Origin of the sequence: Anaerococcus porci, from assembly GCF_034090325.1 — a bacterium.
GTDB lineage: Bacteria > Bacillota > Clostridia > Tissierellales > Peptoniphilaceae > Anaerococcus > Anaerococcus porci.
The window spans coordinates 1-22930 of record NZ_JAXDSU010000058.1 but is presented as its reverse complement, the minus strand read 5'-3'; the positions used below and the strand labels follow the sequence as shown (position 1 = coordinate 22930).

Genomic DNA, 22930 nt, shown 5'->3' with positions numbered 1-22930 from the left:
ATCATGGCTAGGCTTAATGTAACTCCTACAAGGATGAACTTAAATACCTTAAAGAAGAGATTGGCTACTTCGACTAGGGGATACAAGCTTTTAAAAGACAAGCAAGATGAGCTTATGAGACAATTCCTAGAAAAGATTAGGGAAAATAAAAAACTTCGTGAAGAAGTTGAAAAACTCTTAAAAAACTCATCAAAGGACTTTCTAGTAGCCTCATCACTTATGAGTCCAGAATTTCTTGAAGAGGCAGTTAGCTTTCCGACCCAAAAAGTGGGGGTAGATATAAAGACAAAAAATGTCATGAGCGTAAGGATTCCTGCTATGGAATTTAAGATAAAAAAGGGTGACAATGAAAATGCATCCATCTACCCATATGGTCTTGCCCAAACATCAGCAGAACTTGATACGGCTATAGAGGGTCTAAATGAGGTTATGGATAAGCTTTTGAAATTAGCAGAGCTTGAAAAGACAACTCAGCTTATGGCAGACGAGATAGAAGGAACAAGAAGAAGGGTAAATGCCCTAGAATATAGAACTATACCTGATCTTGAAGAAACTATAAAATATATAAGAGCTAAACTAGAAGAAAACGAAAGAGCAACTATATCAAGGCTTATGAAAGTAAAAGATATAATATCAGATCAAGCTTAGTCTTGAATATAGGAAAATTCGTAGTTTAGTAGAATAATGGGACGTTTAAAAACGTCCTTTTATAAAATACATAAAACAAGGAGAATGTAATGGATACAGAAGGACCCTACGCGAATATAAAAATTTTCATAGTTGTTTTGGCCCTTATTTTTATAAATGCAACAATTAATATGATGTTTTCGGCATTTACAAGTCTAAACCACCAAAGACTAAGAGATATGGCGGAAGATGGAGATGATGAGGCGAAAGACATCTTAAAATTATCTCAAGACCAACAAAGACTAATGCAAACCCAAAATTTTCAAGATGCAGTACTATCAATTATAACTATGGCATATCTTTTATTAAATATCAATACATCTTTAAAGATATTTCTTAATAGGGAATCAGACTTTATGCAAATTGTCATAATGCTAATAATGGTAGTTGTATTTGTAGTTATAAAAAGAATATTTGCTAACATGATTCCACAAAGGATAGGTATAAGAAACCCATATCAGATAGCTAAAAGCACTAGGCTATTGGCAAGCTTTATTCTTTTTATAAACAAAGCCTTTGTAGGTATTGTAAATAAAGTAACTAACCTAATTATGGCAATTTTTGGCATAGAAAGCAAAGCCATAGAAAAGGAAGTTACAACTGAACAAATTAAATCTATTGTCCAAGTTGGAGAAGACCAAGGAGTCCTAAGACCCCTAGAGTCTAAGATGATTAACTCAATCATGGAATTTGATGATGTATGGGCAGAAGAGATAATGACAGCAAGACCTGAAGTATTCATGATAGATATAAAAGATAGGCAAAGAAAATATCTAGATGAATTTATAAAACTTAAACATTCAAGAATACCTGTCTATGATGAAGATCTTGATAATGTATTAGGTATAATATATACCAAAGACTATCTGCTTGAGGCAATAGATGTTGGTATAAAAAGCGTAGATATAAGAAAACTTATAAAACCAGCTTTTTTTGTTCCAGAAAAGATAGAAACTGACAAACTCTTCCAACAGATGCAAAAAGACCATATACATATGGCAATTCTTATAGATGAGTATGGTGGATTTTCAGGAATTGTTACCATGGAGGACTTGGTAGAAGAGATAGTAGGAGATATGGATGATACTTATGATAAGGACCTACCTGATATAAGAACATCAACAAAGGGCTCTTATATAGTAAAAGGTTCAACATCAATAAGAGATTTAAACGAAATACTTGATATAGACATAGATGAAGATGATGATCAATATGATACGGTAGCTGGATTTTTAATCGATAAATTGGGATATATACCGGATGATGATAGCAGCGATAAAAAAGTAATCTATAAGGGATATGAATTTAAAATTCTCTATATTGAAGAAACTAGAATAAAAATAGTAAGAATAAAAAAAATCAATAAAGAAAAAGAAGAAAGCACTACCGCATAATACATGGTAGTGCTTTTGTTTACAATAATCTACTTATAATCTTCTATATTGATAATCCTATCAAACTTATTCAAATAATCACAATCTTGCTTGTGAGTTATAACAATTCTTGTTATATTATCCATAGAAAAAATTAGATTGTCGATAGTTTGGGATGATTTAGGATCAAGACCTGTTTGAGGTTCATCAAATATAATTAATTTAGCATTTTTATAAATTGCCCTTGCAATCTCTAACTTCTTTTTCTCCCCACCAGAAAGAGAATTACTATCAAGTTTCTCATCTTTTTTTTGTGAAAGCAAATAATCTAAATCTACTTTTTTTATTATATCCAAAACTTCATTTTTATCATAATCACTACTTCCTAAAACAATATTTTCCAACAAGTTCATATTGAAAACTATTGGATTTTGTGGAATATAGTAGATTAGAGAATATATTTCTAACTCACTAAAATCTCTAAAATCACCATTATCAAAACTAATATCCCCTTTATAATTTTCATTTATTTTCATAAGGATTTTAGCAAGAGATGATTTTCCAGAACCTGATTTTCCTATTATTGCATAAGATTTATTTTCCTTAATATCAATACTCAAATTAGAAAAAATCTTATTATTATCATAGGAGAAATCAAGATTTTTAATATTTAAATCAAGTTTTGGCTTAAGCTTATCTTTTTTGATAAAATCTTTTTTAGGAAGTTTTTCTAAAACCAAATTTTTTATCTCTTTTGTTGAAAAAACATTGCTTGTATATCTAAAAGCTTCAGCTATAGCATTTGTTGAAATAGAAACCAAAGTAATAGATGCAATAAGTTCTTTTAAAGATATATGTCCCTTACTTACAAGAATAGATGCAAATAAAATAATAAGCATTGCTGATAATAAATTTAGAGCAAACATAGATTCATACAAGATAGAAGTTGATAAATTCAATTTTTTTTCTTGCATCTAGCAAATTTTTATTAGATTCATCAAATCTTTTTATAAAAAACTTTTTGCTATTAGATTCCTTTATAAGCAAAAAACCATCCAATAATTCATTTAGTCTACTTAGATATATTGAATGTTTGTTTGATCTTAGTATTCTTAAATTTGAAATCTTCTTAGAAAAGATTTTGCTAATCATAGCAGGAAAAATTACAAATACTATAGTAAGAGTCAAAATAATTATATGTATCTTATATAAGGCAATCAAATACACAAGAACTTGACCAATACCCTTTATAGAATTAGGCAAATTCATTAAATAATCTAGCCTAAGTTGATCGATATTTTGGTCTATATCCGTAATATAATTTTCTTTTTTACTTAAATAAAAAGAAGAAATTTTATTTTCATACAAACCTTCAAAATAATCATGTCTTAATTCAAAACTTATACTATTAGCAAATTTTTGGCAATTTAATTCTGAAATATAAAATGAAATATAAGAAAAAGCTATATAAATTATTGTAGTAATACAAACTTTTCCTATATTAGGATTATCATTTTTTATTATAATATCAACAAATTCAGCAGACTTTAGACTATAAAGATAGATAAAATATACTTCTAATATGCCAAAAAAAGTAGATAAGAGTAGATTTGATTTGTATTTGTATATGTATTTTTTCATTTTAAAACTCCACTTTTTATTATTTTCTTCTACAAAAAATCTTTCGGTGTTATCATTTTCGAATTCTTCATATTCCATAGTTTCAAAATTTTCATCTATATAAATTATCTCATAGCTTAGACAATTAGTGACAATGAATATAGGTTCATTAATTCCTAAATTAGAAGATTTTTTGTTTCTAAGATTATATATAATAATATTTATATTTTAATAATATCATGCCTAAAAAAATTGTCAATTTTTTGATAAAAAAATATAACAATAAAATAATATATAACAAAAGGTGTATTTTTTTAGTATATAAATTTTTCTTATAGACCTTATAACAATCATATATTTTACAAAAAGTAAATTCGGATATATCATATTTATGAAAACGTAATCATTAGAAAGGAGATGTGTTTTGAAAAACAATGATAAAATATCGGGCAAAGCCTTGATACCATTTTTAGTTTTTGTGCTAATCTATCTATCTACTGGCATCATTCTACATTTAAATAATGTTGAGATGGCTTTTTACCAACTACCAGCACCAATTGCAGCCTTTGTTGGTATTATAAGTGCATTTTTATTATTTAAGGGAAGTATTGATGAAAAGTTTGATAATCTGATTGAAGGTTGTGGAGATTCAAACATAATTATAATGTGTTTGATTTACTTATTGGCTGGAGCCTTTTCTACTGTAGCCAATGCCTCTGGTGGTGTAGATTCAGTAGTAGGTTTGGGACTATCATTTATACCCGCTAGGTTTTTGACAGCTGGTGTATTTTTGATAGCTTGTTTTATCTCTATTGCTACAGGCTCATCGGTTGGCACAATTACAGCTTTAGGTCCAATAGCGGTTGGACTTGCAACATCAGGAGGAATAAACCTTGCTTTAATGTTGGGTTCTTTGGTAGGTGGGTCTATGTTTGGTGACAATCTTTCAGTTATATCCGATACGACCATAGCAGCTACAAGAACTCAAAATTGTGATATGAAAGATAAGTTTAGGATGAATATGAAAATGGCTTTACCATCTGGAATAATAACTTTTATCTTGTTATTAATCTTCGGTAAACCTGAAACACAAGCTCAAGCATCTGACTTAACTTATAATATTATTGAGATTATACCTTACATATTTGTACTAGTAGTTGCACTTATGGGTGTTAATGTATTTTTAGTGCTTACAGGTGGCATAGTTTTATCAGGCATTGTTCTTCTTATAAACAATGGTTTTAATCTTTTGGCCCTATCTCAAACCATGTGGGAAGGTTTTACAGGAATGTTTGAGATATTTCTCTTATCCATGCTTATAGGAGGTCTTTCTAATATGGTTTCCAAAGAGGGAGGAATTAATTGGATAATTGCAAAGATTAGAAAATTTGCCAAGGATGAAAAATCTGGAGAATTGGGGATTGCATCGCTTGTATCTTTAGCGGATATTGCAGTAGCAAACAATACTGTAGCCATAATTATTTCAGGTCCTATAGCAAAGAAGATGTGCAATGAATATAAGATTGATCCAAGAAGATCAGCCTCTCTCTTAGATACATTTTCATGTGTACTTCAAGGTTTTGTGCCATATGGAGCCCAAGTTCTTATAGCAGCAGGTTTTACTAAGGGACTTGTTGCACCTTTTGAGCTTATACCATTTTTCTGGTATCAATTTATCCTAGCTATAATTTCCATAATATCAATCTATATACCATTTACTAAGGCTAAGGATAAGTGGAACTTTGAATATGATATGCCGGAATCAAAGATTGCCAATCATCTTAAAAATCTGGAAGACACAGAACAAGCTCTTTCTTAATCAAAGATAGGTACTGTTTACAAAGAGGTGAAAGTCTTCTTTGAGCCTTATATACATAACCTATATCCATAGAAAGATTATCAGGATTTTCAAGCCTTATAGTTTTTATATTATCATAACCGCTATTAGGGTGTATGCATCCAGTACCAATATTGAATGCCTTTGTGTTAGAAATAAGTCCAAGAGATGTTCCCCTATCCTGGGTATAGATTATCTGCTTATGATTTGGAAGAGTTATAAACTCCTCAGGCAAAATCTCGGATTCGTCTTGTTCATAGATTATCATAGGGTAGTCATATAGACTTTCTATACTTATAACTTCCTTATTTGCAAGAGGGTGGTCTTTATTTAAGAAAACGTGAGGTATAACTTGGGCTATAGAAGTATAATTTAGGGATTTTTCCCTAAAAAGATCAAATATTGCCTTCTTATATGAGTCATTTATATAAATAAAGGCAATTTCAGAATAATCGTTTTCAACATTTCTAATAGCATCGAGAGAGGTGGTTTCCTTAAGGTAGAATTTAAAGACTTGCTCCTTATGAAGGCTTATTAGTTTCATAAAGGCAGATACTGCAAAGTTAAAATGTTGGCTTGAAACACTAAGTTCATTAGCATCTTTATTGATAGGAGCATATTGTCTTTGAATTTCCTTGTATTTTTTGATTAAGTCTTGGCATTTAATCAGATATTCAAGGCCCTTGGCTGTAGTTTGAGTGCCTGCATTAGATCTTTTGAAAATCTTAAATCCCAATTCTCTTTCCAAATCATTTATGGCCATAGAGATTGCAGGTTGAGATGTGTAAAGCTTTTTAGCAGCCTTTGAAATAGAACCAGTTTTAGAAACTTCAATAGCGTAATAAATTTTAGTTAAATTCATAATACCTCCTAATATATTTTGAATTTATTATATTATATGTAATTTGTTTTGTAAAAATAAGAAAGGATAAAAAAATGACAGATATTAAAAAAGAAAGAGGATTTGCAACTAATACAATACATAAAGGATCATATAAAGATGGGTTTGGTTCTTTAGGACTTCCTATATATCAAACTTCAACTTTTATATTTGATAATGCCGAACAAGGAGGAAGAAGATTTGCCCTAGAAGAGGGTGGATATATATACTCAAGACTTGGAAATCCAACGAACAATGCCCTAGAAGAAAAACTTGCCGCCCTAGAAGGAGCAGAAGCTGCTGTATCCACATCATCAGGAATGGGTGCAATAACATCATCAATTTGGCCATTTATTAAGGCTGGAGATCATATATTAGCTTGTAAAACCCTTTATGGATGTACCTTTGCCTTTTTAAATGAAATAAAAAAATTCAATGTAGATGTTGATTTTATAGATATGACAGACATTAATGAGCTTAAAAAGTCTGTAAAAGATAACACAAGAATAATCTATCTTGAAACACCGGCAAACCCTACTCTTGATATTATTGACATAGAAGCTGTAGCGAACTTAGCCAAGCAAAATAGTTCTGATACTTTGGTTATAGTAGATAATACTTTCGCAACCCCTTACCTACAAAATCCATTAAAACTTGGGGCAGATATAGTAGTTCACTCCGCCACCAAATACCTAAATGGACATGGAGATGTTGTTGCGGGATTTTCTGCAGGAAGCAAAGAATTAATGACCCAAGTAAGATTTGTTGGTCAAAAAGACTTTACAGGTTCAGTACTTTCAGCTCATGATGCCTTTTTAATCTTTAGAGGTATGAAGACTTTAGAAGTTCGTATGAAAAAACACGTGGAGAATGCTAAAAAAATAGTAGAAGCTCTAAAAGGAAATAAAAATATAGAAAAAATATACTATCCAGGACTTTCTGATTTTAAAAATCATGACATAGCTAAAAAACAAATGAAAGACTTTGGTGCTATGATTGCCTTTGAAGTAAAGGGAGGTATAGAATCTGGTAGGATTGTTATGAACAATGTTAAACTATGCTCACTTGCAGTAAGTCTTGGAGATTGTGAAACATTAATAGAACACCCTGCAAGCATGACTCATTCAACCTATACAGAAGAAGCATTAAAAGAAGCTGGAATTGCACCAGGACTTATAAGACTTTCAGTAGGACTTGAAGATAGTGAAGATATAATAGAAGATTTATTACAAGCCTTAGATAAAATTAAATAAAAATATTAAAAAACTCGATTATAGCAAATTTGGCTTAATCGAGTTTTTCTTTTATCTTTCCAATAAATCAAGTCCCAAAACATCCACATATTTTTCCAAAAAGACCATGGAGCCTTCAAGCATATAGACCTTGTTAAAACCTTGGCTTATTAGATTTACATTATCTATTATTATTCGATTTTTACTATTTTATATTTATTAATAAAATCAATATGTTTTTGTATTATATTTGAAAAAACTTGTAAGTTGATTATATACAAAACCTAACTTTTCCACAAAAAGACACATTAACTTAAATAAATTTTAATATTTTCTAATTTTTTCTAATATCAAATCATCTTTATTTAAAGAATACTGATAAGTAGAATAGCGTTTGATTTCAGTATGTAATACTATATATGGATTGTCCACTTGTTACCTCTACTATCACTAAATAAATGTTCTTTTTGTAGCTTTAAATATTCTATTACTGTATACAAGATTTCACACATTCTAAAATTAATTAGACTTGGTTTAATTATTTTTAATAAATTAAAAATTTTTTTAATTTATTCATTGAATAATCTACAATTCTTTAATATAATAACTAAGCTTGAATAAATTTAACGTTATATTTTTTTAAAATATCATTTTTATTTGTTGATAATTCTATATCTGAAATTAATAAATCGAAATTACTAGTATTCGTAATTTTGTAATTAGTTATTGATTGAAATTTTGTATTATCAGCTAAAATAATCTTTTTATTTGAATTTGTTATCATAGCTTCTCTTACTTTTGATTCTAAAATATTATTATCAAAAATACCTTTTTCTAAATTTACTTTTGGCGGAGAAATAAAACACTTGTCTGCAAAATAATTATTTATTTGCTCTACAGCTTCTACGCCAACAGTAGACATATTATTATTCCTTAAATAACCTCCTAAAACTATAAGATTTATATCGTTTTTTTTCTGAGTACATAATTGTGATATTATAAAAGAGTTTGTAGCAATTGTTACACTTAAACCAGATTCAAGTATGAATTTAGCTAGTTGATAACAGGTTGTACTAGAATCTAGAAAAATAAAGTCGTTATTATCAATAATTTCTAGAGCTTTTTTACATATTCTAATTTTCTCTTTTAATAATAAGATATTTCTTATTTTCGTAGGATATGTTTTATCATTCTTTTGAGTTAAAAAAGCACCTCCATGCGTCCTTGTAAGTAAATTAGATTTTTCTAATTCTTTTAAATCTCTTCTAATTGTTTCATCAGAGCAATTAAAAAAATCACTTAATTCAGTTACTAATACACTATCATTTCTTTTTAATAAATCTAAAATTTTATTTTGCCTATCTATCTTTAACATATTAATCCTTAAATTTTTATATTTTAACTATCATAGTATAAATTGTATCATAATTATCTCAAACAAAAAACCACAAAATACCAAAAAAATCTCCAATATATTGTTTACTTTTATTTAATAATGTGGTATTATGATTGAAAGAAGCAAACGTTTTTATGAAGAAAAAAAAACGAAAGGAGAAAAAAATGAAAGAAGAAAGAAAAAAAGGTAGTTTTTTTGGTTTAGTTCCATTATTAATATTTATATTTTTGTACATATTAATAACAATAATGACAGGTAGTGCTAGTTCCTTACCTCTAAATGTAGGAATATTAATAGCTTGTATATTTGCTTTTATATTTTCTATAAAAAAATCTAAAGGAAATTTAAGTTTTGATGAGTTAGTAACCATGTTTTGTAAAGGTGGTGGTGATGATACATTAATATTAATGTTTCTAATTTTCTTAGAAGCTGGGATGTTCTATCTTGTTGCTGATAGAATGGGAGCTGTTAAATCAGTTACAAACTTAGGCTTGAGTTTGTTACCTCAGAGTATGATTTTACCAGGTGTATTTATAATAGGTTGTATCTTAAGTTTTTCTATGGGAACTTCTATGGGTACTGTAACGGCTTTAATGCCAATAGGTGTTGCACTAGCAAACTCTACAGGGATATCGATGCCATTGATGTGTGGTACTGTAGTAGGCTCAGCAATGTTTGGAGATAATTTATCTTTTATTTCTGATACTACTATAGCAGCAACAAGAACTCAAGAAGTTGAAATGAAAGATAAATTTAGGGCTAACTTTCTAATGGTATTACCAGCAGTGATTATAACTCTGCTATTACTCGGTTTTATGTCAAGTTCATCTAACATATCTAATGAAAATCTTTCTTGGGATTTTATCCAGTTATTGCCTTACATATTAGTTATAGGATTATCATTAATTGGAGTTCATGTGATGTTAGCTATGGGATCTGCAATATTAGTTGGAGTAATTATTGGGATATTCCAAGGCACTTTTACATTGATAGAAGCATTTGGAATTTTAGGAGAAGGAATAATTGCGATGGAGGACATGGCTGTAATTGCTGTAATGGTAGGTGGATTGGTTGCGTTAATGCATTATTTAGGAGGCATAGACTGGTTGCTTTATAGATTGACTAGAAATGTTAAAGGTAGAAGTGGTGCAGAACTAGCTATCGCTTTTTTAGTATTTTTAGTAGATGTAGCAACAACTAATAATACGATTGCAATAATAACTGTAGGCCCTATAGCAAGAGATATTTCAGATGAATTTGGTGTAGATAGAGTAAGAACAGCAAGTATTCTTGATTTATTTGCGAGCATAGGTAATGGAATTACTCCATGGGCAGGACAAATTTTATTAGCAGCAGGAATAGCAGAGATATCAACTTTATCTATTGTGCCTTATTCATGGTATAGTATTTTGATGGCAATATTTGGTATAGCATTTATATTTGTAGGTTTTCCTAAAATAAAAACTCGAGATAATATAAACAGGAAGTGAGATAGCTATGAAATCAAAATTATTAAGCAATTTAGAAATATTGGATTATGTTCGCAATCATAACTTTTTTAAAGATAGTGATAACTTAAAATGTATAGAAATAGGTGATGGGAATATAAATTATGTTTTTAAAGTAAGTGATAATAATTCTGGAAAATCAATAATTGTAAAACAGTCTGATGTATATTTGAGATCATCAGGTAGACCTCTAGATATAAATAGGAGTGAAATAGAATATAATGCTTTAATATCTCAATATAAAAATTATCCAGGATCTGTACCTAAGGTTTATTTTTATGATAAAGAAAAATCAGTGATAATAATGGAAGATATCTCTTCTTATAAAAACCTAAGAAAAGAATTAAAAAAGGGAAATATATATAATCACTTATCAGATTCTTTGTCTGAATTTTTAAAAAGAACTTTAATTCCAACGACAGATTATGTTTTATCTAGAAAAGAGAAAAAGTTAAATGTCAAGAAATTTATAAATCCTGATTTATGTGATATAACTGAAGATCTTGTATTGACAGAACCCTATTTTAATTATAAAGATAGAAATATTATTAATAAGGATTTGATTAAATATGTAGAACAAAATATTTATGAAGATAAAAAATTGATATGTGAAGTATTGAAACTTAAGGATAATTTTCAAAGTAATTCCCAAGCTTTAATTCATGGTGATCTACATACTGGTAGTATATTTGTTAATGAAAATGGCATAAAAGTTATTGATCCAGAGTTTTCTTTCTACGGACCTATGGGCTATGACATTGGAAATGTTTGGGGAAATATTTCTTTTGCTTTAGCAAATAGTTTGATACTAAAAGATAAAAGAAAAAACGCGTTGAATAAATTATTAGAAGAAACAATAGATATGACCATATTTAAGTTATATGATGCATATGATAAGTATATTAAAAATGAATACTTTAAAAACGAATTATTTAAGCAAACCTATATTAGTGAGGTTATAGCAGATTCATTTGGATATGCAGGAACTGAAATTATTAGAAGGGATATAGGAGATTCTAAAGTGGAAGAAATAACTTCTTTGAAAGATAGAGATAAAAGAAAAAAATTAGACATATTGCTAATTAATTTTGGTAAATACTTAATATTAAATAGGTACAAAATAAAATATGGTAAAGAAGTAGTTGATTATATAAATAATTTATAAAAGATATAAGGAGATATAATTATGAAAGTTTATGTTAGAGCACCTTATTCTGAAAATAATCTAATAGATTTGAAAAATATTTTTGATGAAGTTATATATGAACCCTGGACACTCACTGGAGAGAGATTTTATGAAAATGAAATGATAGACAATTTAAATAGAGTAAATCCAGATGTCCTAATAACAGAATTAGATAGGGTTACAAATAAAGTATTAGACTCATACAAAAATCTTAAGCTAATAGGAGATTGTAGGTCAAATCCAGCAAATATTGATATAAATGCATGCAATATGCATAAACTACCAGTAATATGTACGCCGGGTAGAAACTCTATTGCCGTTGCAGAATATATAGTAGGTATGATAATAATGAGCTATAGAAATATTTTACCTTCTATAGAATGGATAAAAGATGGTGAATGGAAGGAAGGCACTACACCATATTACACTTGGATGGGTCAAGAAATATATAACAAAGAAGTAGGGATAGTTGGACTTGGAGCGGTTGGAAAAAGTTTAGCAAATTTATTAACTAGTTTTGGAGCAAATATTTCTTATTATGATCCATATGTTAAAGATATAGAAAAATACAAAGAAAAGAACTTAGAAGATATTTTTAAAGAGTCAGATATAATTAGTATACATTTACCAGTGAATTCAGAAACAAATAATATGATAGATTATAAGCTCTTAAATTATATAAAAGAAGGAGGCATTTTAATTAATAGTTCCAGATCACAAGTAATAAATAACAACGATTTAATAAATATTATAAAAAATAAAAAAATAACTGTAATACTAGATGTTTTACCTAAAGAACCTCCTAAGTATAGTGAACTGGATTTTCTAAAAAATAATAATGTAATATTGACTCCTCATATTGGAGGTGCTACTTTTCAGGTTACATCACATCAATCTAAAATATTAAATGAAAGAATATTCAAATGGTTTAAAGGAGAAGATTTATTAAAAATAATTTATAATAAGGAGATTATTTAAGTGAAAAATTTTTATCTTCTAATTGATATAGGAACTGGAAATAGTAAATTGTCCATTATAGAAGATGATGGTAAAGTTGTAAAGTCTGAAAAGTTTAAAAATCATTATCGAATTGACTACAATTACAATGATTCAATCTATTTTTTACCAAATGAATATATGAAAAAATTTGAGGGAGCATTATTAAAGTTATTGTCAAATTTTGATAAAAAAATATCAGCCATTTCTTCTTCAAGTACAAGACAATCTGTAGTGTTGATTAATAATGATAACAAAGCTGTAATCGGTTTACCAAATATTGATAATAGAGGTAGGGAATATATATCTAATATTGAATATAAAAATATATATGAAAGAACTGGGAAAAAGTTAACTGAAGATTTTCCTGCAGCAAAAATCTTAGGTTATAAAAATGTATATAAAACTGAGTATAATGATATTTATAGTTTCACAAGTGTTAGTGAGTGGATAGCATTTGAATTTACCGGAAAGCTGACCATAGAACCTAGTCAAGCAACTGATACTCAATTATATGATTTAAATGATTTAGATTATTCATATGATATAGCTAAAATTTTTGAATTAGAAAGTTTGTCACCACCTAAAAAAGTTAATTCTGGCTTTAGTTTAGGAAAAATAAAAAGAGAATGGGTAAAAAAATTCAGTCAATTATCAGATGCCATATTTATTGTAGGAGGAGCTGATACGCAAGTTGCTATGAAGATTTATCCAAATCAATACAATTCATTGTATGTAATTTCTGGTACAACTACACCTATTATTAGCTTTTCAAAAAATCTTCCAAATATGGATTCTAAAGAGACTTGGATAAATTCTTTTTTAAAAGGTGATGGTTATATTTCAGAATTGAACCCTGGTATAACAGGGTTAAATTATCAGAATTTTAAAGATATATATTTTGAAAGTTTAACATATGAAGAAATTGAAAAACTTTGTGATAATATAAAAGATATAAAAGTAATTGCAAATCTAACATCAACTTCGAGAATTAGAAGTTTAAAGAAGAAATCAGGATCTTTTATATTAAAGACACCACTTGACAGTAAAATAGAAGATATAGATTTCGCATTAGCGATACTTGCTGATATAGCATGTTCTATATATATAAACTTAATAGAAATGGAAAAAATTAATAAAAGAAAATATATTAACATTATTGGAATGGGAAATGGATTTAAATCTAAACTATTAATAAAGATGCTGTCAAATTTAAGTCGAAAATCAATTATATTACCAAAACATTTTAATGATGCAACTTTATTTGGCTTACTTGAGATATGCAATGAATATTTCAATCATAGTAATAACAATTTTAATAATGAAAATGAAGAATATAATCCTAGTAATTATAAATTAATAAAAAATTATTATAATAAATGGATAGAACATAATATTTTTAAAAAATAATTAAGGAGAACACATGAATTATAATGAGGAAAAACAAGCTTTAGTAAATTATGGAAAAAAAATGAGTACAGAAGGTTTAAGCTCTGGTACTAGTGGTAATTTAAGCATATTTAATAAAGAAAGTGGACTTGTATTTATAACTCCATCAGGTGTAGATTATCAAAAGACAACTTCAAAAGATATAGTTGTTATGGATTTAGAAGGAAATATAATAGATGGGGATAAAAAACCTTCAAGTGAATGGCATTTACACACACTGTTTTATAAGAATAAACCGGATGCTAGAGCTGTTGTTCACACTCATTCTGTTTTTTGTACAACTATTTCGGCTTTAAGAATGCCAATAAAGCCAGTCCATTATGTTATTGCTGATGCTAATTCAATAGAAGTACCTTGTGCAGAGTATAAAAGATATGGTACAGAGGAATTAGCAAAAGCAGCTGTTAAAGCTGCTGGAAAATCCGATGCGGTACTACTTGCTAATCATGGCATAGTTGTATGTGGAAAAGATATAAGTTCTGCTTATAGTCTTGCTAAAGAGATGGAATATGTTGCTGAAATTCAATATAGAGCAATGAGTATAGGTAAACCTATTTTATTGACTGATGATGAAATGAAGGAAGTTGCAGAAGGATTTAAAAATTATGGTCAGCCAAAGAAGGAGGATAAGTAAGTGCAAAATTTCACATATTATAGTCCAACAAAATATATCTTTGGCAAAGAAAGTCATATAAAAGTTGGAGAAGAGATAAAAAGAATTAATAAAAATAATGTTCTAATAGTTTACCCAGAAATATTTGAATCTAATGGATTAATTGCTAGTATAGAAGAATCCTTAAAAAAAGAAGAATTAAAATATAGCTTATTTAATAAGGTAGAGCCTAATCCTACATCAGACTTAGTATATCAGGGTATTAATATAGCAAAAAGTTCAAAAACTGATTTTATATTAGCAATAGGTGGAGGTAGCTCTATAGATTTAGCAAAGTCTATCGCTATCGGAGTAGAGTATGATGGAGATTTCTGGGATTTTTATTGTGGTAAGGAAATCAAAGAAGCAATCGATGTAGGTGTTATATTAACCATAGCTTCTTCTGGAAGTGAAAGTTCACCAAATGCAATAATAACTAACAAGAAAACTTTTGAAAAAATCGCCATAGAATCTGATTTGATTAGACCAGTTTTTTCAATAATGAATCCAGAGCTTACATTAACATTAAATAAATTTCAAACAGCTTCTGGTATAATTGATATTTTTACACATTGTTTAGAAAGATATTTTACTAATACAGAAAGTGTCCAATTATCTGATAGGTTGTTAGAGGGTATAATGAAAACTTTAGTAGAAATTGGACCAATGGCTATACAAAATAGCGAGGACTTAAGTTCGAGAGAAAATATAATGTGGGCTGGCACAATGGCTCATAATAATATTATTGGATGTGATAGAGAACAAGACTGGAATTCTCATCATTTAGAACATGTTTTGTCTGCTAAATATAATTGTAATCATGGTGTTGGAATGGCTGTGATCTTTCCTGCTTGGATGCAATATGTAGTTTCAAGACATGGATTAGATAAATTTGTTCAATTTGCAAATAGAGTATTTAAAGTTGAAATTAATGATGAAAATTATCTTGAAACTGCTAATATTGGTATTGAAAAGTTTAAAAAATTTATTAAGAAAATAAACATGCCTATTAATTTTAAAGAGTTGGGTATCAATGATTATGATATAGATGAATTAGTAAGTTTAAATAATCTAAATGGGAAAAAAACAGGTGGGTTTTATTCTCTGAATGAGGATGATATTAGAGAAATTTATAAGATAGCATCTATTAATAACTTAGATAATATTTGAATTTAATTTATTTCATAAAATATTAAGTCAAGACCATAATATTGTTTAGGTTTATTTATTACAATACCTCATTTTGTTACACTCTAATATAAATTATATATAGAAAGTTTTAACACTCCTCATTGATATTAATGAGGAGTGGATTATGTCTTCTAAATTATATACTAGGTTGAAATAGCAAATATTGGATTAGTAAATTTTACACAAAATTTTGGACTTGACTCATTTTCACCTTATATTAAAGAAAAAATAATTATATTAAATGACTATACTAAGTTAATGGAGCTTATCGATGATGTTGAAATTTTGGAAATACACGAATAAGAAAGAATTTATTAAACTATTATTAATAAGGGTTATAGTAATATCTTTAACTCTTTTAAATCCTTTGATAATATCAAAAGCTATAGATAGTGCAATTAATAAAAACATAAAATATGCTATTATATATATTTTATCAATGTTATTAATAAGTATTTTCGTTCACTTTTTTTATGTGTTAGAAGATTATTATTTTGGGATTAATGATTTAGAAGCATATATAAATCAATTTTCTCAAATAAATAATTTACTTAAAGTTTATGATAATAAAAAGAACAACTTGGATAAGGCAAGAATGACACAAGAGTTAGGGCAAAACTTTGAAATAGTTCAGCCTTTTATATATAGAAATATATTAGAGATTATTATAAATATAAGTAAGTTTATAGTTACTTGCTTTATAGTTTACTTTATATCTAAATGGATTTTGCTGGCTTTTCTTATAATAATACCTATTTCTGCAATAGTTTCCTATAAAGTGAGGTCAATATAAGTAATGCATCTTCAGATCATTTGGGAAATATGAAAAAAATCAAGGGATATTTAATAGATCAAAAAAGTATTAGTAAAGAGGAGAAGTTTTTAGAAGAGAAACAGCTGCTTAATATAGAAACTTTTTATGAAAAATTTAGAAATGATTTGATTAGAAAGGTTAAGTATGAAAGTGTCATATATAACATATTTGTATACGGGACTTTAAATTTTTCCATAACACTTACTACTATAATTTCAATAATTTTAATTGCTAAAGGAGAAATGACAGCAGGTGATTATACTGCAGTATCTTTATATATAAGCAATCTGTGGAGTCCTATGTTAGATTTATTTAATATAAGAAGAGAATACGTAAGTAGTAAGCCAGCATTGAAATCATATAATAAATTTTTAAATATTGATTCTATGAATTTTAATAATGAGAAAATAAGAGGAATTATTCTTAAAGATTATGTTGGACTTGGAAGTGATGGAAAAAAACTTCACAAACCTTTAAATATTAAATTTGATAAAGATAGAGTAAATTTAATAGTTGGCTCTAATGGTGTCGGAAAAACAACATTAGCGGAATCAATTTTAAACCTATCAAATAGATATGAAGGACAAATATTAATAAATGGTAACATTTTAAATAAACAAATTGATATATTATATAAAGATATAGTTTACATACCTTCAGAGCCAATAATAAGCCAATATGGAATTTTAAATAAAGTGTATAATGGATCTTCTGGTCAAAAAAACTAGCCCAATTAGAGCTAGTATCAAAAACAAGAAGAAGTGCTTATATATTTGATGAGCCAACAAATTTCTTAGATGAAAAAGTAAAAATTCATGTTCTTAATTTGATAGAAAGTTTATTAGAAAAAGATGGTATTGTAATCGTAATAAGTCACGATAATATATTTAAGGAAAATGGTAATTATAATGTAATAAATCTTTCTAAATAAAATAAGATAAGAATGCATCTTAATTTTGTCTAAAATAAAAGGGACTGTTCCAATTACACTTGAAACAGTCCTTCTTTTATCTTTCCAATAAATCAAGTCCCAAAACATCCACATATTTTTCCAAAAAGACCATGGAGCCTTCAAGCATATAGACCTTGTTAAAACCTTGGCTTATTAGAAACTTAGTCAAAGACTTTGCGATATTACTTGAGTTGCAATATAAAAGTGTCTTTTCATCCTTATTAATTAAATCAAGATTTTCTCTGATTTTTGAACTTTCAATATTTTCTGCACCCCTTATGTGAGATTTATCAAAAGCTTCTTTACTTCTTATATCAATAATCCTAAAGTCATTAATTTTATCTTTAAGTTCATATAAGTTCACATGCTTTAAATCACCTTCGAATATATCTATAGCCTGACTTGCTAATGTATTTAGGGCATCTTCTGGAGTTGAGAAGATTGGTTGATATGATAGCTCTGTATCATAAAGATCATAAATATCAGCACCCATTCCAACAAGTCCTGCTACTATATCTACTCTTTTAACTACATCACCTTCTCCTACAGCTTGGATACCGTAGATAAGGCCAGTGTGTGAGTCGAAAAGTATTTTCATGTTCATAGGTTTAGAGTAAGGTAGGATATCTACTGAGTCATTGTGTCTTATAAGAGTTGATTCAAAAGCAATATTTTCACTTTCAAGAACTTTTCTTGAAAGACCAGTTGATGCAATGTTCATATCAAAAGACCTTAGGGAAAATGACCCTATAAATGAAGGAGACTTTCCTGCCATATTAAAGATATGTTTTGCTACAAATTTAGCTTCTCTGTGAGCAGGCCATGCTAGATTTAGTTTGCTATTTTTTCTTGTAAGTGGGTTATATACTTCTATAACATCACCTATGGCATAGATATCTGGGTCATTTGTTAAGAAATTTCGATCAGTATCAATAGCTCCAGACTCGGTAAGTTTAAGACCAGCCTTTTTTGCAATTTCTGAATTTGGCTTTATACCTATAGCATTTATGAGCACATCGTAGTCTAATTTTTTGCCACTTTTTAAAATAAGCTCATCATCTTCTACCTTTATAATCTCATCATTTTTTATCATGTTTATATGTTTTCTTATATTCTCTTCTACAAATCCTGCAAGTTCTTCATCAATATTTGCCTCTAGAACTCTTGACCTTACTATAAGGTAAATATCTACTTCATCAAGTTCGTTTAAGTTCTCAGCTGCCTCTATACCTATAAAACCTGCCCCATTTACTATGATTTTTTTGGCATTTTTCTCTTTTATATAAGCTCTTATGTTTTCAACATCTACTACATTTTCTACCTTAAAGACATTTTCTCTATCCTTATCAAGTCCTTTTATAGAATCTGGAATAAAAGGAGAAGCTCCTGTTGAAATTATAAGCTTATCGTAAGATTCAGTATAAGTTTTATCATTTTTAATATCTTTTACTAAAACTTCCTTTTTATCCCTATCTATAGAGATTGCTTCATTAAAGTTTCTTGCATCTATATCATTCTTTTTCTTAAAAGCTTCAGGATTTCTTGCTATTAAATCTTTGCTATCTTTAACCATTTCTGAAAGATAATAAGGAATCTCACAGTTTTTAAAGGAAGTATCTCTTCCTTTTTCAAGTAATATTATCTCACTGTCTTTAGAAATTTTTCTTATATTGGTTGCAGCAGTTGCTCCTGCTGCAACTGCCCCTATTATAACTATTTTCATAAGTCACCTCATACACATTTATACCCTATTTACTTAAATATAATTTAATAATGGGTTTAAATTTATTTTATATACAATAAAATAAAATTTATAAAAGTAAAAAGTGAAATATCAGATTTGATATTATTTAATCGAATATATAACTAATTTAATTTAATTAAATTAGTTTGATTTGATATATATATATATGTTATTATAAACAAAGAATTAATAGGAGAAAAACATATTTTTAAAATGAAAAGTTTTATAAAAATAAATAATTTAAAAAAATCATATAATGATTTTAAATTAAATATAGATAATTTAGAATTAAAACAAGGTGAGTTTGTTGGTCTAATAGGTGAAAATGGATCGGGAAAAAGCACCTTAATAAAATTGATTTTAAATATAGTTAGTGATTATGAAGGCACAATAGAACTTTTTAATAAAAAAAAATATAAAAATGATATTACTGTAAAGAAAGATTTGTCAGTTGTATTTGATTCAAAAAGTTTTTCAGATTATTTGTGTATAAAAGATATAAATACAATATTAAAAAATATTTACAAGTCAACATGGGATGAAAATTATTTCTTTACTAAATGTGATAATCTTGGTATTTCTAATTATAAAAAAATAGGCACGTTTTCTAGAGGTATGCAAGCTAATCTAGAGTTAATAACTTCATTAAGTCATTCACCAAAGTTACTTATTTTAGATGAAGCAACTAGTAATCTTGATCCCGTTGCAAGAAAAGATTTTAACTTGATTTTAAGAGATTATGTTAATAATGATAATACAGTTTTATTCTCATCACATATAGTAAATGAGCTTGAAAAAAATGTAGATAGAATAATATTGTTGGATAAAGGAAAAATAGTTTTAGATGAGAATATAGATATTATTAAAAACAAATATAGAATTGTAAAGACTGATAGTTACATAAATTTTTACACTAGATATCCTAATTTTAGACCTTTATCAGTATTAGAAACTAACGATAAATTAACTATATTAGCATGTAATTTGAACGAAAACATTGACGAAGATGATTCGTTAAGTGAAAATGGTTTAGAAATTGAAAATTTAATTTATATGTTAAAGAAAGGAAAGAGGTATGAAGGGACTGATTTATAAAGATTTTATAATATTACTAAGTAAAATTACAAAAAAAAAATTACTAGTATTTATATCAGCTATTTGTATAGTTTCAATAATTATAGAAACAAGTATTCTTCCTCTAATTAGTATATCAATTCAATTTTTTGCCTTAAGTTATTCGTTAGAATTATTTGAAGAAGATAATAAAGACAGATGGAGAGAATATATTATGACTTTACCTGTTAGATCAAAAGATATAGTTGTATCCAGATATTTATCAAATATTTTAATATTGACAATTAGTTTTTTATTTACTTCAGTAATAAGTATAATAAAATTTTATTTAGATAGCAAAGTTATGTTAAGTTATATGCTTATTTTTCCTATAATTGGTTTAATAGCATCATTAATATATTTATCGATTGTAAATCCACTAAACTTTTTCTTATCAAGCAATAATAAAAGAATTGTATCGTTTATTATTATAGTAATTGCTAGTTTTACTTTGTACTTAATTAAAAGATTGGACTCAAAAAAAATAAAAAATATTTTTAATATATTTATAAGTAATAAAATTTTATTGATATTTTTAATAACTATAAGCACTATATTACTGATTATAATATCAATATTTATATCTATAAAATGTTTAAATAAAAATAAACAGGAGTGTTAAATGTCAAACAAAAAAATATACAGATACTTGAGTATAATATTAGCTATTTTAGCAATAATTTTGTGGAGCTATTTAGTAAAAATCGGAAAAAACAAGGAATTTGCATTTTTACCATTTATACCTATTGCTTTAGGTTCATATTTCTTAAAAAAGTATAAAGACAATAATTAATTTGGTTTCTATATCAATTCAATAAATGAAGGATTTAATATAAAGAAAGAGGAAATAATGGAAAATAAAAAGACAAAAAAATATATTAATTGTGTAATTTTTATAGCTTCACTTTTACTAGTGATTGGAGTATTTGGAAATGAAATCATTTGGGCTGGTAGACTAATGGGATTTGATATATCTCATTCTCTAGCAGATGACCTTGCTGAAGTAGTAAGTAATGGTGGAACATTAGCTAGTGCGTTTGCTATTATTATGGGAATAACAATGCCTACATGGATAGTTGGTGTTGTTGCTGGTGCATCAACTTACTCAGCATAAAGTAATTATTTCGGTTGAATTGGTATAGATATATAATGGGGATGCTTAAAGTATCCCCGTATTTTATGGAGATTAAATGAAAAAAACAAGAACTATAAAAAAAATATTTATAAAATATTCTTTAATTTATGTTGGATCTGTTATATTTACATTTTTTATTTCAAGTCTTTATGTTGAAAAGAATATCATTCAAACTATGGAAAATTATAATATCTTATATTCTTTATTAAGTATAATTCTAAAAAATACTTTTTCTTTTTTATTTTTAATCTATGGTTCAATGAATAATAAATATATTATATATAGTTGGTTAGTTGGAAATGGAATTATATTAGGATCACTGATATCAAAGTTTGCTCATTTTTCTTATATGATTCTTATTCTTCCACACGGTATATTTGAGATGTTTTCTTATATATATTTATGTACTATTATTTCAAGCTGGAAAAACAATAATGGAAATAAGATAAGTGTTTTTTTTCAAGAAAATAAAAAGAAACTCATCTATTTATATATATTGTTAATATTAGCTGCAACAATAGAAGTTTTAATAACACCAACTTTAGCAGTTAGATTTCTTCTATAGGTTATTTATACTAGGTTAATAATTTTGCAAATAATCTATTTATATTTCATTTAAACTTAGTATATAATCTATACATTTGAAAACTTATTATTTTATTTATATAACAATATATTACCCTGATAATAAAAATTTATAAAAGAATTTATAAGCCTATAAATTAAGAATATATAGATATTATACTTGTTTATCGAATACATTGTGCAAGTATTATAATATTAAAGGTATAATTGTATAACAAAGAGAAATCATAGAGTTTAAAATTTATTTTTAGTTATATTTGTATCTAAGGCTATAGTTAATATTTAGTTTGGTAAGTTTAGAGAGGATGAGTTGAATAATTATGATTTGCAAAACAAGTATGTGGAGACCTACAATATAGATAACGAGGAATACGATGATATAAAAAAAGGACAGAAGTAGGGTCTATTAGAGGTGGAGTTAGAATGACAGCCACAGCTGAATTTCAAATTTATAGTATAAACTCTACTAAGCAAATCAAGATAAGGAAGATATAAGTATGCTCTTGATAATGTTTGAAATGAAATAGTTTTAATTATAGTGATTTTAAGAGCTTTTCTTATGATAAGAGATAAAAATAAA

The 22930-nt window shown here is 27.3% G+C and carries 22 protein-coding genes; 17 read left to right on the top strand and 5 right to left on the bottom strand.

The genetic code is table 11. From position 1 onward, the window contains the following. Positions 1 to 3 precede the first annotated feature (3 nt). Together SOR60_RS05975 and SOR60_RS05970 are read left to right on the top strand one after the other, a co-directional pair. Positions 4 to 648 (top strand): V-type ATP synthase subunit D, encoded by a 645-nt coding sequence (locus SOR60_RS05975; protein WP_154539763.1) that lies wholly within the window; start codon positions 4 to 6, stop codon positions 646 to 648. 89 nt (positions 649 to 737) lie between these two features. Beyond that, positions 738 to 2081: a hemolysin family protein gene (locus SOR60_RS05970; RefSeq protein ID WP_320595484.1), complete on the top strand. Its 1344-nt coding sequence runs from the start codon at positions 738 to 740 to the stop codon at positions 2079 to 2081. A 29-nt stretch (positions 2082 to 2110) separates the two neighbouring features. On the opposite strand, the gene SOR60_RS05965 is transcribed toward SOR60_RS05970, so the two are convergent. Beyond that, positions 2111 to 3019, bottom strand: coding sequence for an ABC transporter ATP-binding protein (locus SOR60_RS05965; RefSeq protein ID WP_320595483.1), 909 nt, complete (start codon positions 3017 to 3019; stop codon positions 2111 to 2113). Continuing rightward, positions 2991 to 3701 carry an ABC transporter ATP-binding protein gene (locus tag SOR60_RS05960; protein ID WP_176269607.1) on the bottom strand — a complete coding sequence of 237 codons (711 nt, stop codon included), beginning with the start codon at positions 3699 to 3701 and terminating at the stop codon, positions 2991 to 2993. Before SOR60_RS05960 ends, SOR60_RS05965 begins: the two co-directional genes overlap by 29 nt. Before the next feature lie 403 nt (positions 3702 to 4104). On the opposite strand from SOR60_RS05960, the gene SOR60_RS05955 reads away from it, so the two are divergent. Next, positions 4105 to 5499 (top strand): Na+/H+ antiporter NhaC family protein, encoded by a 1395-nt coding sequence (locus SOR60_RS05955; RefSeq protein WP_176269606.1) that lies wholly within the window; start codon positions 4105 to 4107, stop codon positions 5497 to 5499. On the opposite strand, the gene SOR60_RS05950 is transcribed toward SOR60_RS05955, so the two are convergent. Further along, positions 5462 to 6379, bottom strand: coding sequence for a LysR family transcriptional regulator (locus SOR60_RS05950; RefSeq protein WP_320595482.1), 918 nt, complete (start codon positions 6377 to 6379; stop codon positions 5462 to 5464). The two genes, SOR60_RS05955 and SOR60_RS05950, sit on opposite strands and share 38 nt — an antisense overlap. 74 nt (positions 6380 to 6453) lie before the next feature. On the opposite strand from SOR60_RS05950, the gene megL reads away from it, so the two are divergent. Further along, on the top strand, positions 6454 to 7650 hold the full coding sequence (gene megL / locus SOR60_RS05945; RefSeq protein WP_320595481.1) for a methionine gamma-lyase: 1197 nt from the start codon (positions 6454 to 6456) through the stop codon (positions 7648 to 7650). A 586-nt stretch (positions 7651 to 8236) separates the two neighbouring features. Here megL and SOR60_RS05940 read toward each other — a convergent pair. After that, positions 8237 to 9004 carry a DeoR/GlpR family DNA-binding transcription regulator gene (locus tag SOR60_RS05940; RefSeq protein ID WP_154539749.1) on the bottom strand — a complete coding sequence of 256 codons (768 nt, stop codon included), beginning with the start codon at positions 9002 to 9004 and terminating at the stop codon, positions 8237 to 8239. 185 nt (positions 9005 to 9189) lie between these two features. On the opposite strand from SOR60_RS05940, the gene SOR60_RS05935 reads away from it, so the two are divergent. The 8 genes from SOR60_RS05935 (at position 9190) to SOR60_RS05900 (ending at position 17549) form a co-directional block, all read left to right on the top strand. Next, complete coding sequence (locus SOR60_RS05935) at positions 9190 to 10515, top strand: Na+/H+ antiporter NhaC family protein (RefSeq protein ID WP_176269602.1); 1326 nt, start codon at positions 9190 to 9192, stop codon at positions 10513 to 10515. Positions 10516 to 10522: 7 nt separating this feature from the next. Next, positions 10523 to 11698, top strand: a complete 1176-nt coding sequence (gene mtnK / locus SOR60_RS05930; RefSeq protein WP_320595480.1) for an S-methyl-5-thioribose kinase — start codon at positions 10523 to 10525, stop codon at positions 11696 to 11698. Between the two features lie 21 nt (positions 11699 to 11719). Continuing rightward, positions 11720 to 12697, top strand: coding sequence for an NAD(P)-dependent oxidoreductase (locus SOR60_RS05925; protein WP_154539745.1), 978 nt, complete (start codon positions 11720 to 11722; stop codon positions 12695 to 12697). Beyond that, positions 12698 to 14125: an FGGY family carbohydrate kinase gene (locus SOR60_RS05920; protein WP_320595479.1), complete on the top strand. Its 1428-nt coding sequence runs from the start codon at positions 12698 to 12700 to the stop codon at positions 14123 to 14125. 13 nt (positions 14126 to 14138) lie between these two features. Then, entirely contained in the window at positions 14139 to 14798 is a 660-nt protein-coding gene (locus SOR60_RS05915; protein WP_320595478.1) for an L-fuculose-phosphate aldolase, read from the top strand. Further along, positions 14799 to 15986, top strand: a complete 1188-nt coding sequence (locus SOR60_RS05910) for an iron-containing alcohol dehydrogenase (RefSeq protein ID WP_320595477.1) — start codon at positions 14799 to 14801, stop codon at positions 15984 to 15986. A gap of 292 nt (positions 15987 to 16278) precedes the next feature. Continuing rightward, positions 16279 to 16800 (top strand): ABC transporter ATP-binding protein, encoded by a 522-nt coding sequence (locus SOR60_RS05905; protein ID WP_154539741.1) that lies wholly within the window; start codon positions 16279 to 16281, stop codon positions 16798 to 16800. Positions 16801 to 16829: 29 nt separating this feature from the next. Further along, complete coding sequence (locus tag SOR60_RS05900) at positions 16830 to 17549, top strand: ATP-binding cassette domain-containing protein (protein WP_154539739.1); 720 nt, start codon at positions 16830 to 16832, stop codon at positions 17547 to 17549. Between the two features lie 279 nt (positions 17550 to 17828). Here SOR60_RS05900 and SOR60_RS05895 read toward each other — a convergent pair whose 3' ends face one another. Further along, positions 17829 to 19496 (bottom strand): FAD-dependent oxidoreductase, encoded by a 1668-nt coding sequence (locus SOR60_RS05895; RefSeq protein WP_320595476.1) that lies wholly within the window; start codon positions 19494 to 19496, stop codon positions 17829 to 17831. A 234-nt stretch (positions 19497 to 19730) separates the two neighbouring features. On the opposite strand from SOR60_RS05895, the gene SOR60_RS05890 reads away from it, so the two are divergent. The 5 genes from SOR60_RS05890 to SOR60_RS05875 all read left to right on the top strand — a co-directional run bounded on the left by SOR60_RS05890 (position 19731) and on the right by SOR60_RS05875 (position 22330). Next, positions 19731 to 20612, top strand: a complete 882-nt coding sequence (locus tag SOR60_RS05890) for an ABC transporter ATP-binding protein (RefSeq protein ID WP_320595475.1) — start codon at positions 19731 to 19733, stop codon at positions 20610 to 20612. Beyond that, on the top strand, positions 20593 to 21252 hold the full coding sequence (locus SOR60_RS10500) for an ABC-2 transporter permease (RefSeq protein ID WP_176269593.1): 660 nt from the start codon (positions 20593 to 20595) through the stop codon (positions 21250 to 21252). The genes SOR60_RS05890 and SOR60_RS10500 overlap by 20 nt, the downstream gene beginning before the upstream one ends. Next, positions 21253 to 21423 (top strand): hypothetical protein, encoded by a 171-nt coding sequence (locus SOR60_RS05885; protein WP_176269592.1) that lies wholly within the window; start codon positions 21253 to 21255, stop codon positions 21421 to 21423. Between the two features lie 57 nt (positions 21424 to 21480). Then, positions 21481 to 21744, top strand: coding sequence for a class IIc cyclic bacteriocin (locus SOR60_RS05880; protein ID WP_176269591.1), 264 nt, complete (start codon positions 21481 to 21483; stop codon positions 21742 to 21744). A 76-nt stretch (positions 21745 to 21820) separates the two neighbouring features. Next, complete coding sequence (locus SOR60_RS05875; protein ID WP_320595474.1) at positions 21821 to 22330, top strand: stage II sporulation protein M; 510 nt, start codon at positions 21821 to 21823, stop codon at positions 22328 to 22330. Positions 22331 to 22930: the final 600 nt, after the last annotated feature.

What these genes read in the sequence shown, in the direction of transcription:
- SOR60_RS05975 (WP_154539763.1), top strand. Translation starts at nt 4, where the DNA reads ATGGCTAGGCTTAATGTAACTCCTACAAGGATGAACTTAAATACCTTA.
- SOR60_RS05970 (WP_320595484.1), top strand. Translation starts at nt 738, where the DNA reads ATGGATACAGAAGGACCCTACGCGAATATAAAAATTTTCATAGTTGTT.
- SOR60_RS05960 (WP_176269607.1), bottom strand. Translation starts at nt 3,701, where the DNA reads ATGAAAAAATACATATACAAATACAAATCAAATCTACTCTTATCTACT.
- SOR60_RS05950 (WP_320595482.1), bottom strand. Translation starts at nt 6,379, where the DNA reads ATGAATTTAACTAAAATTTATTACGCTATTGAAGTTTCTAAAACTGGT.
- megL (WP_320595481.1), top strand. Translation starts at nt 6,454, where the DNA reads ATGACAGATATTAAAAAAGAAAGAGGATTTGCAACTAATACAATACAT.
- SOR60_RS05940 (WP_154539749.1), bottom strand. Translation starts at nt 9,004, where the DNA reads ATGTTAAAGATAGATAGGCAAAATAAAATTTTAGATTTATTAAAAAGA.
- SOR60_RS05935 (WP_176269602.1), top strand. Translation starts at nt 9,190, where the DNA reads ATGAAAGAAGAAAGAAAAAAAGGTAGTTTTTTTGGTTTAGTTCCATTA.
- mtnK (WP_320595480.1), top strand. Translation starts at nt 10,523, where the DNA reads ATGAAATCAAAATTATTAAGCAATTTAGAAATATTGGATTATGTTCGC.
- SOR60_RS05925 (WP_154539745.1), top strand. Translation starts at nt 11,720, where the DNA reads ATGAAAGTTTATGTTAGAGCACCTTATTCTGAAAATAATCTAATAGAT.
- SOR60_RS05915 (WP_320595478.1), top strand. Translation starts at nt 14,139, where the DNA reads ATGAATTATAATGAGGAAAAACAAGCTTTAGTAAATTATGGAAAAAAA.
- SOR60_RS05905 (WP_154539741.1), top strand. Translation starts at nt 16,279, where the DNA reads ATGATGTTGAAATTTTGGAAATACACGAATAAGAAAGAATTTATTAAA.
- SOR60_RS05900 (WP_154539739.1), top strand. Translation starts at nt 16,830, where the DNA reads ATGAAAAAAATCAAGGGATATTTAATAGATCAAAAAAGTATTAGTAAA.
- SOR60_RS05895 (WP_320595476.1), bottom strand. Translation starts at nt 19,496, where the DNA reads ATGAAAATAGTTATAATAGGGGCAGTTGCAGCAGGAGCAACTGCTGCA.
- SOR60_RS05890 (WP_320595475.1), top strand. Translation starts at nt 19,731, where the DNA reads ATGAAAAGTTTTATAAAAATAAATAATTTAAAAAAATCATATAATGAT.
- SOR60_RS10500 (WP_176269593.1), top strand. Translation starts at nt 20,593, where the DNA reads ATGAAGGGACTGATTTATAAAGATTTTATAATATTACTAAGTAAAATT.
- SOR60_RS05885 (WP_176269592.1), top strand. Translation starts at nt 21,253, where the DNA reads ATGTCAAACAAAAAAATATACAGATACTTGAGTATAATATTAGCTATT.
- SOR60_RS05880 (WP_176269591.1), top strand. Translation starts at nt 21,481, where the DNA reads ATGGAAAATAAAAAGACAAAAAAATATATTAATTGTGTAATTTTTATA.
- SOR60_RS05875 (WP_320595474.1), top strand. Translation starts at nt 21,821, where the DNA reads ATGAAAAAAACAAGAACTATAAAAAAAATATTTATAAAATATTCTTTA.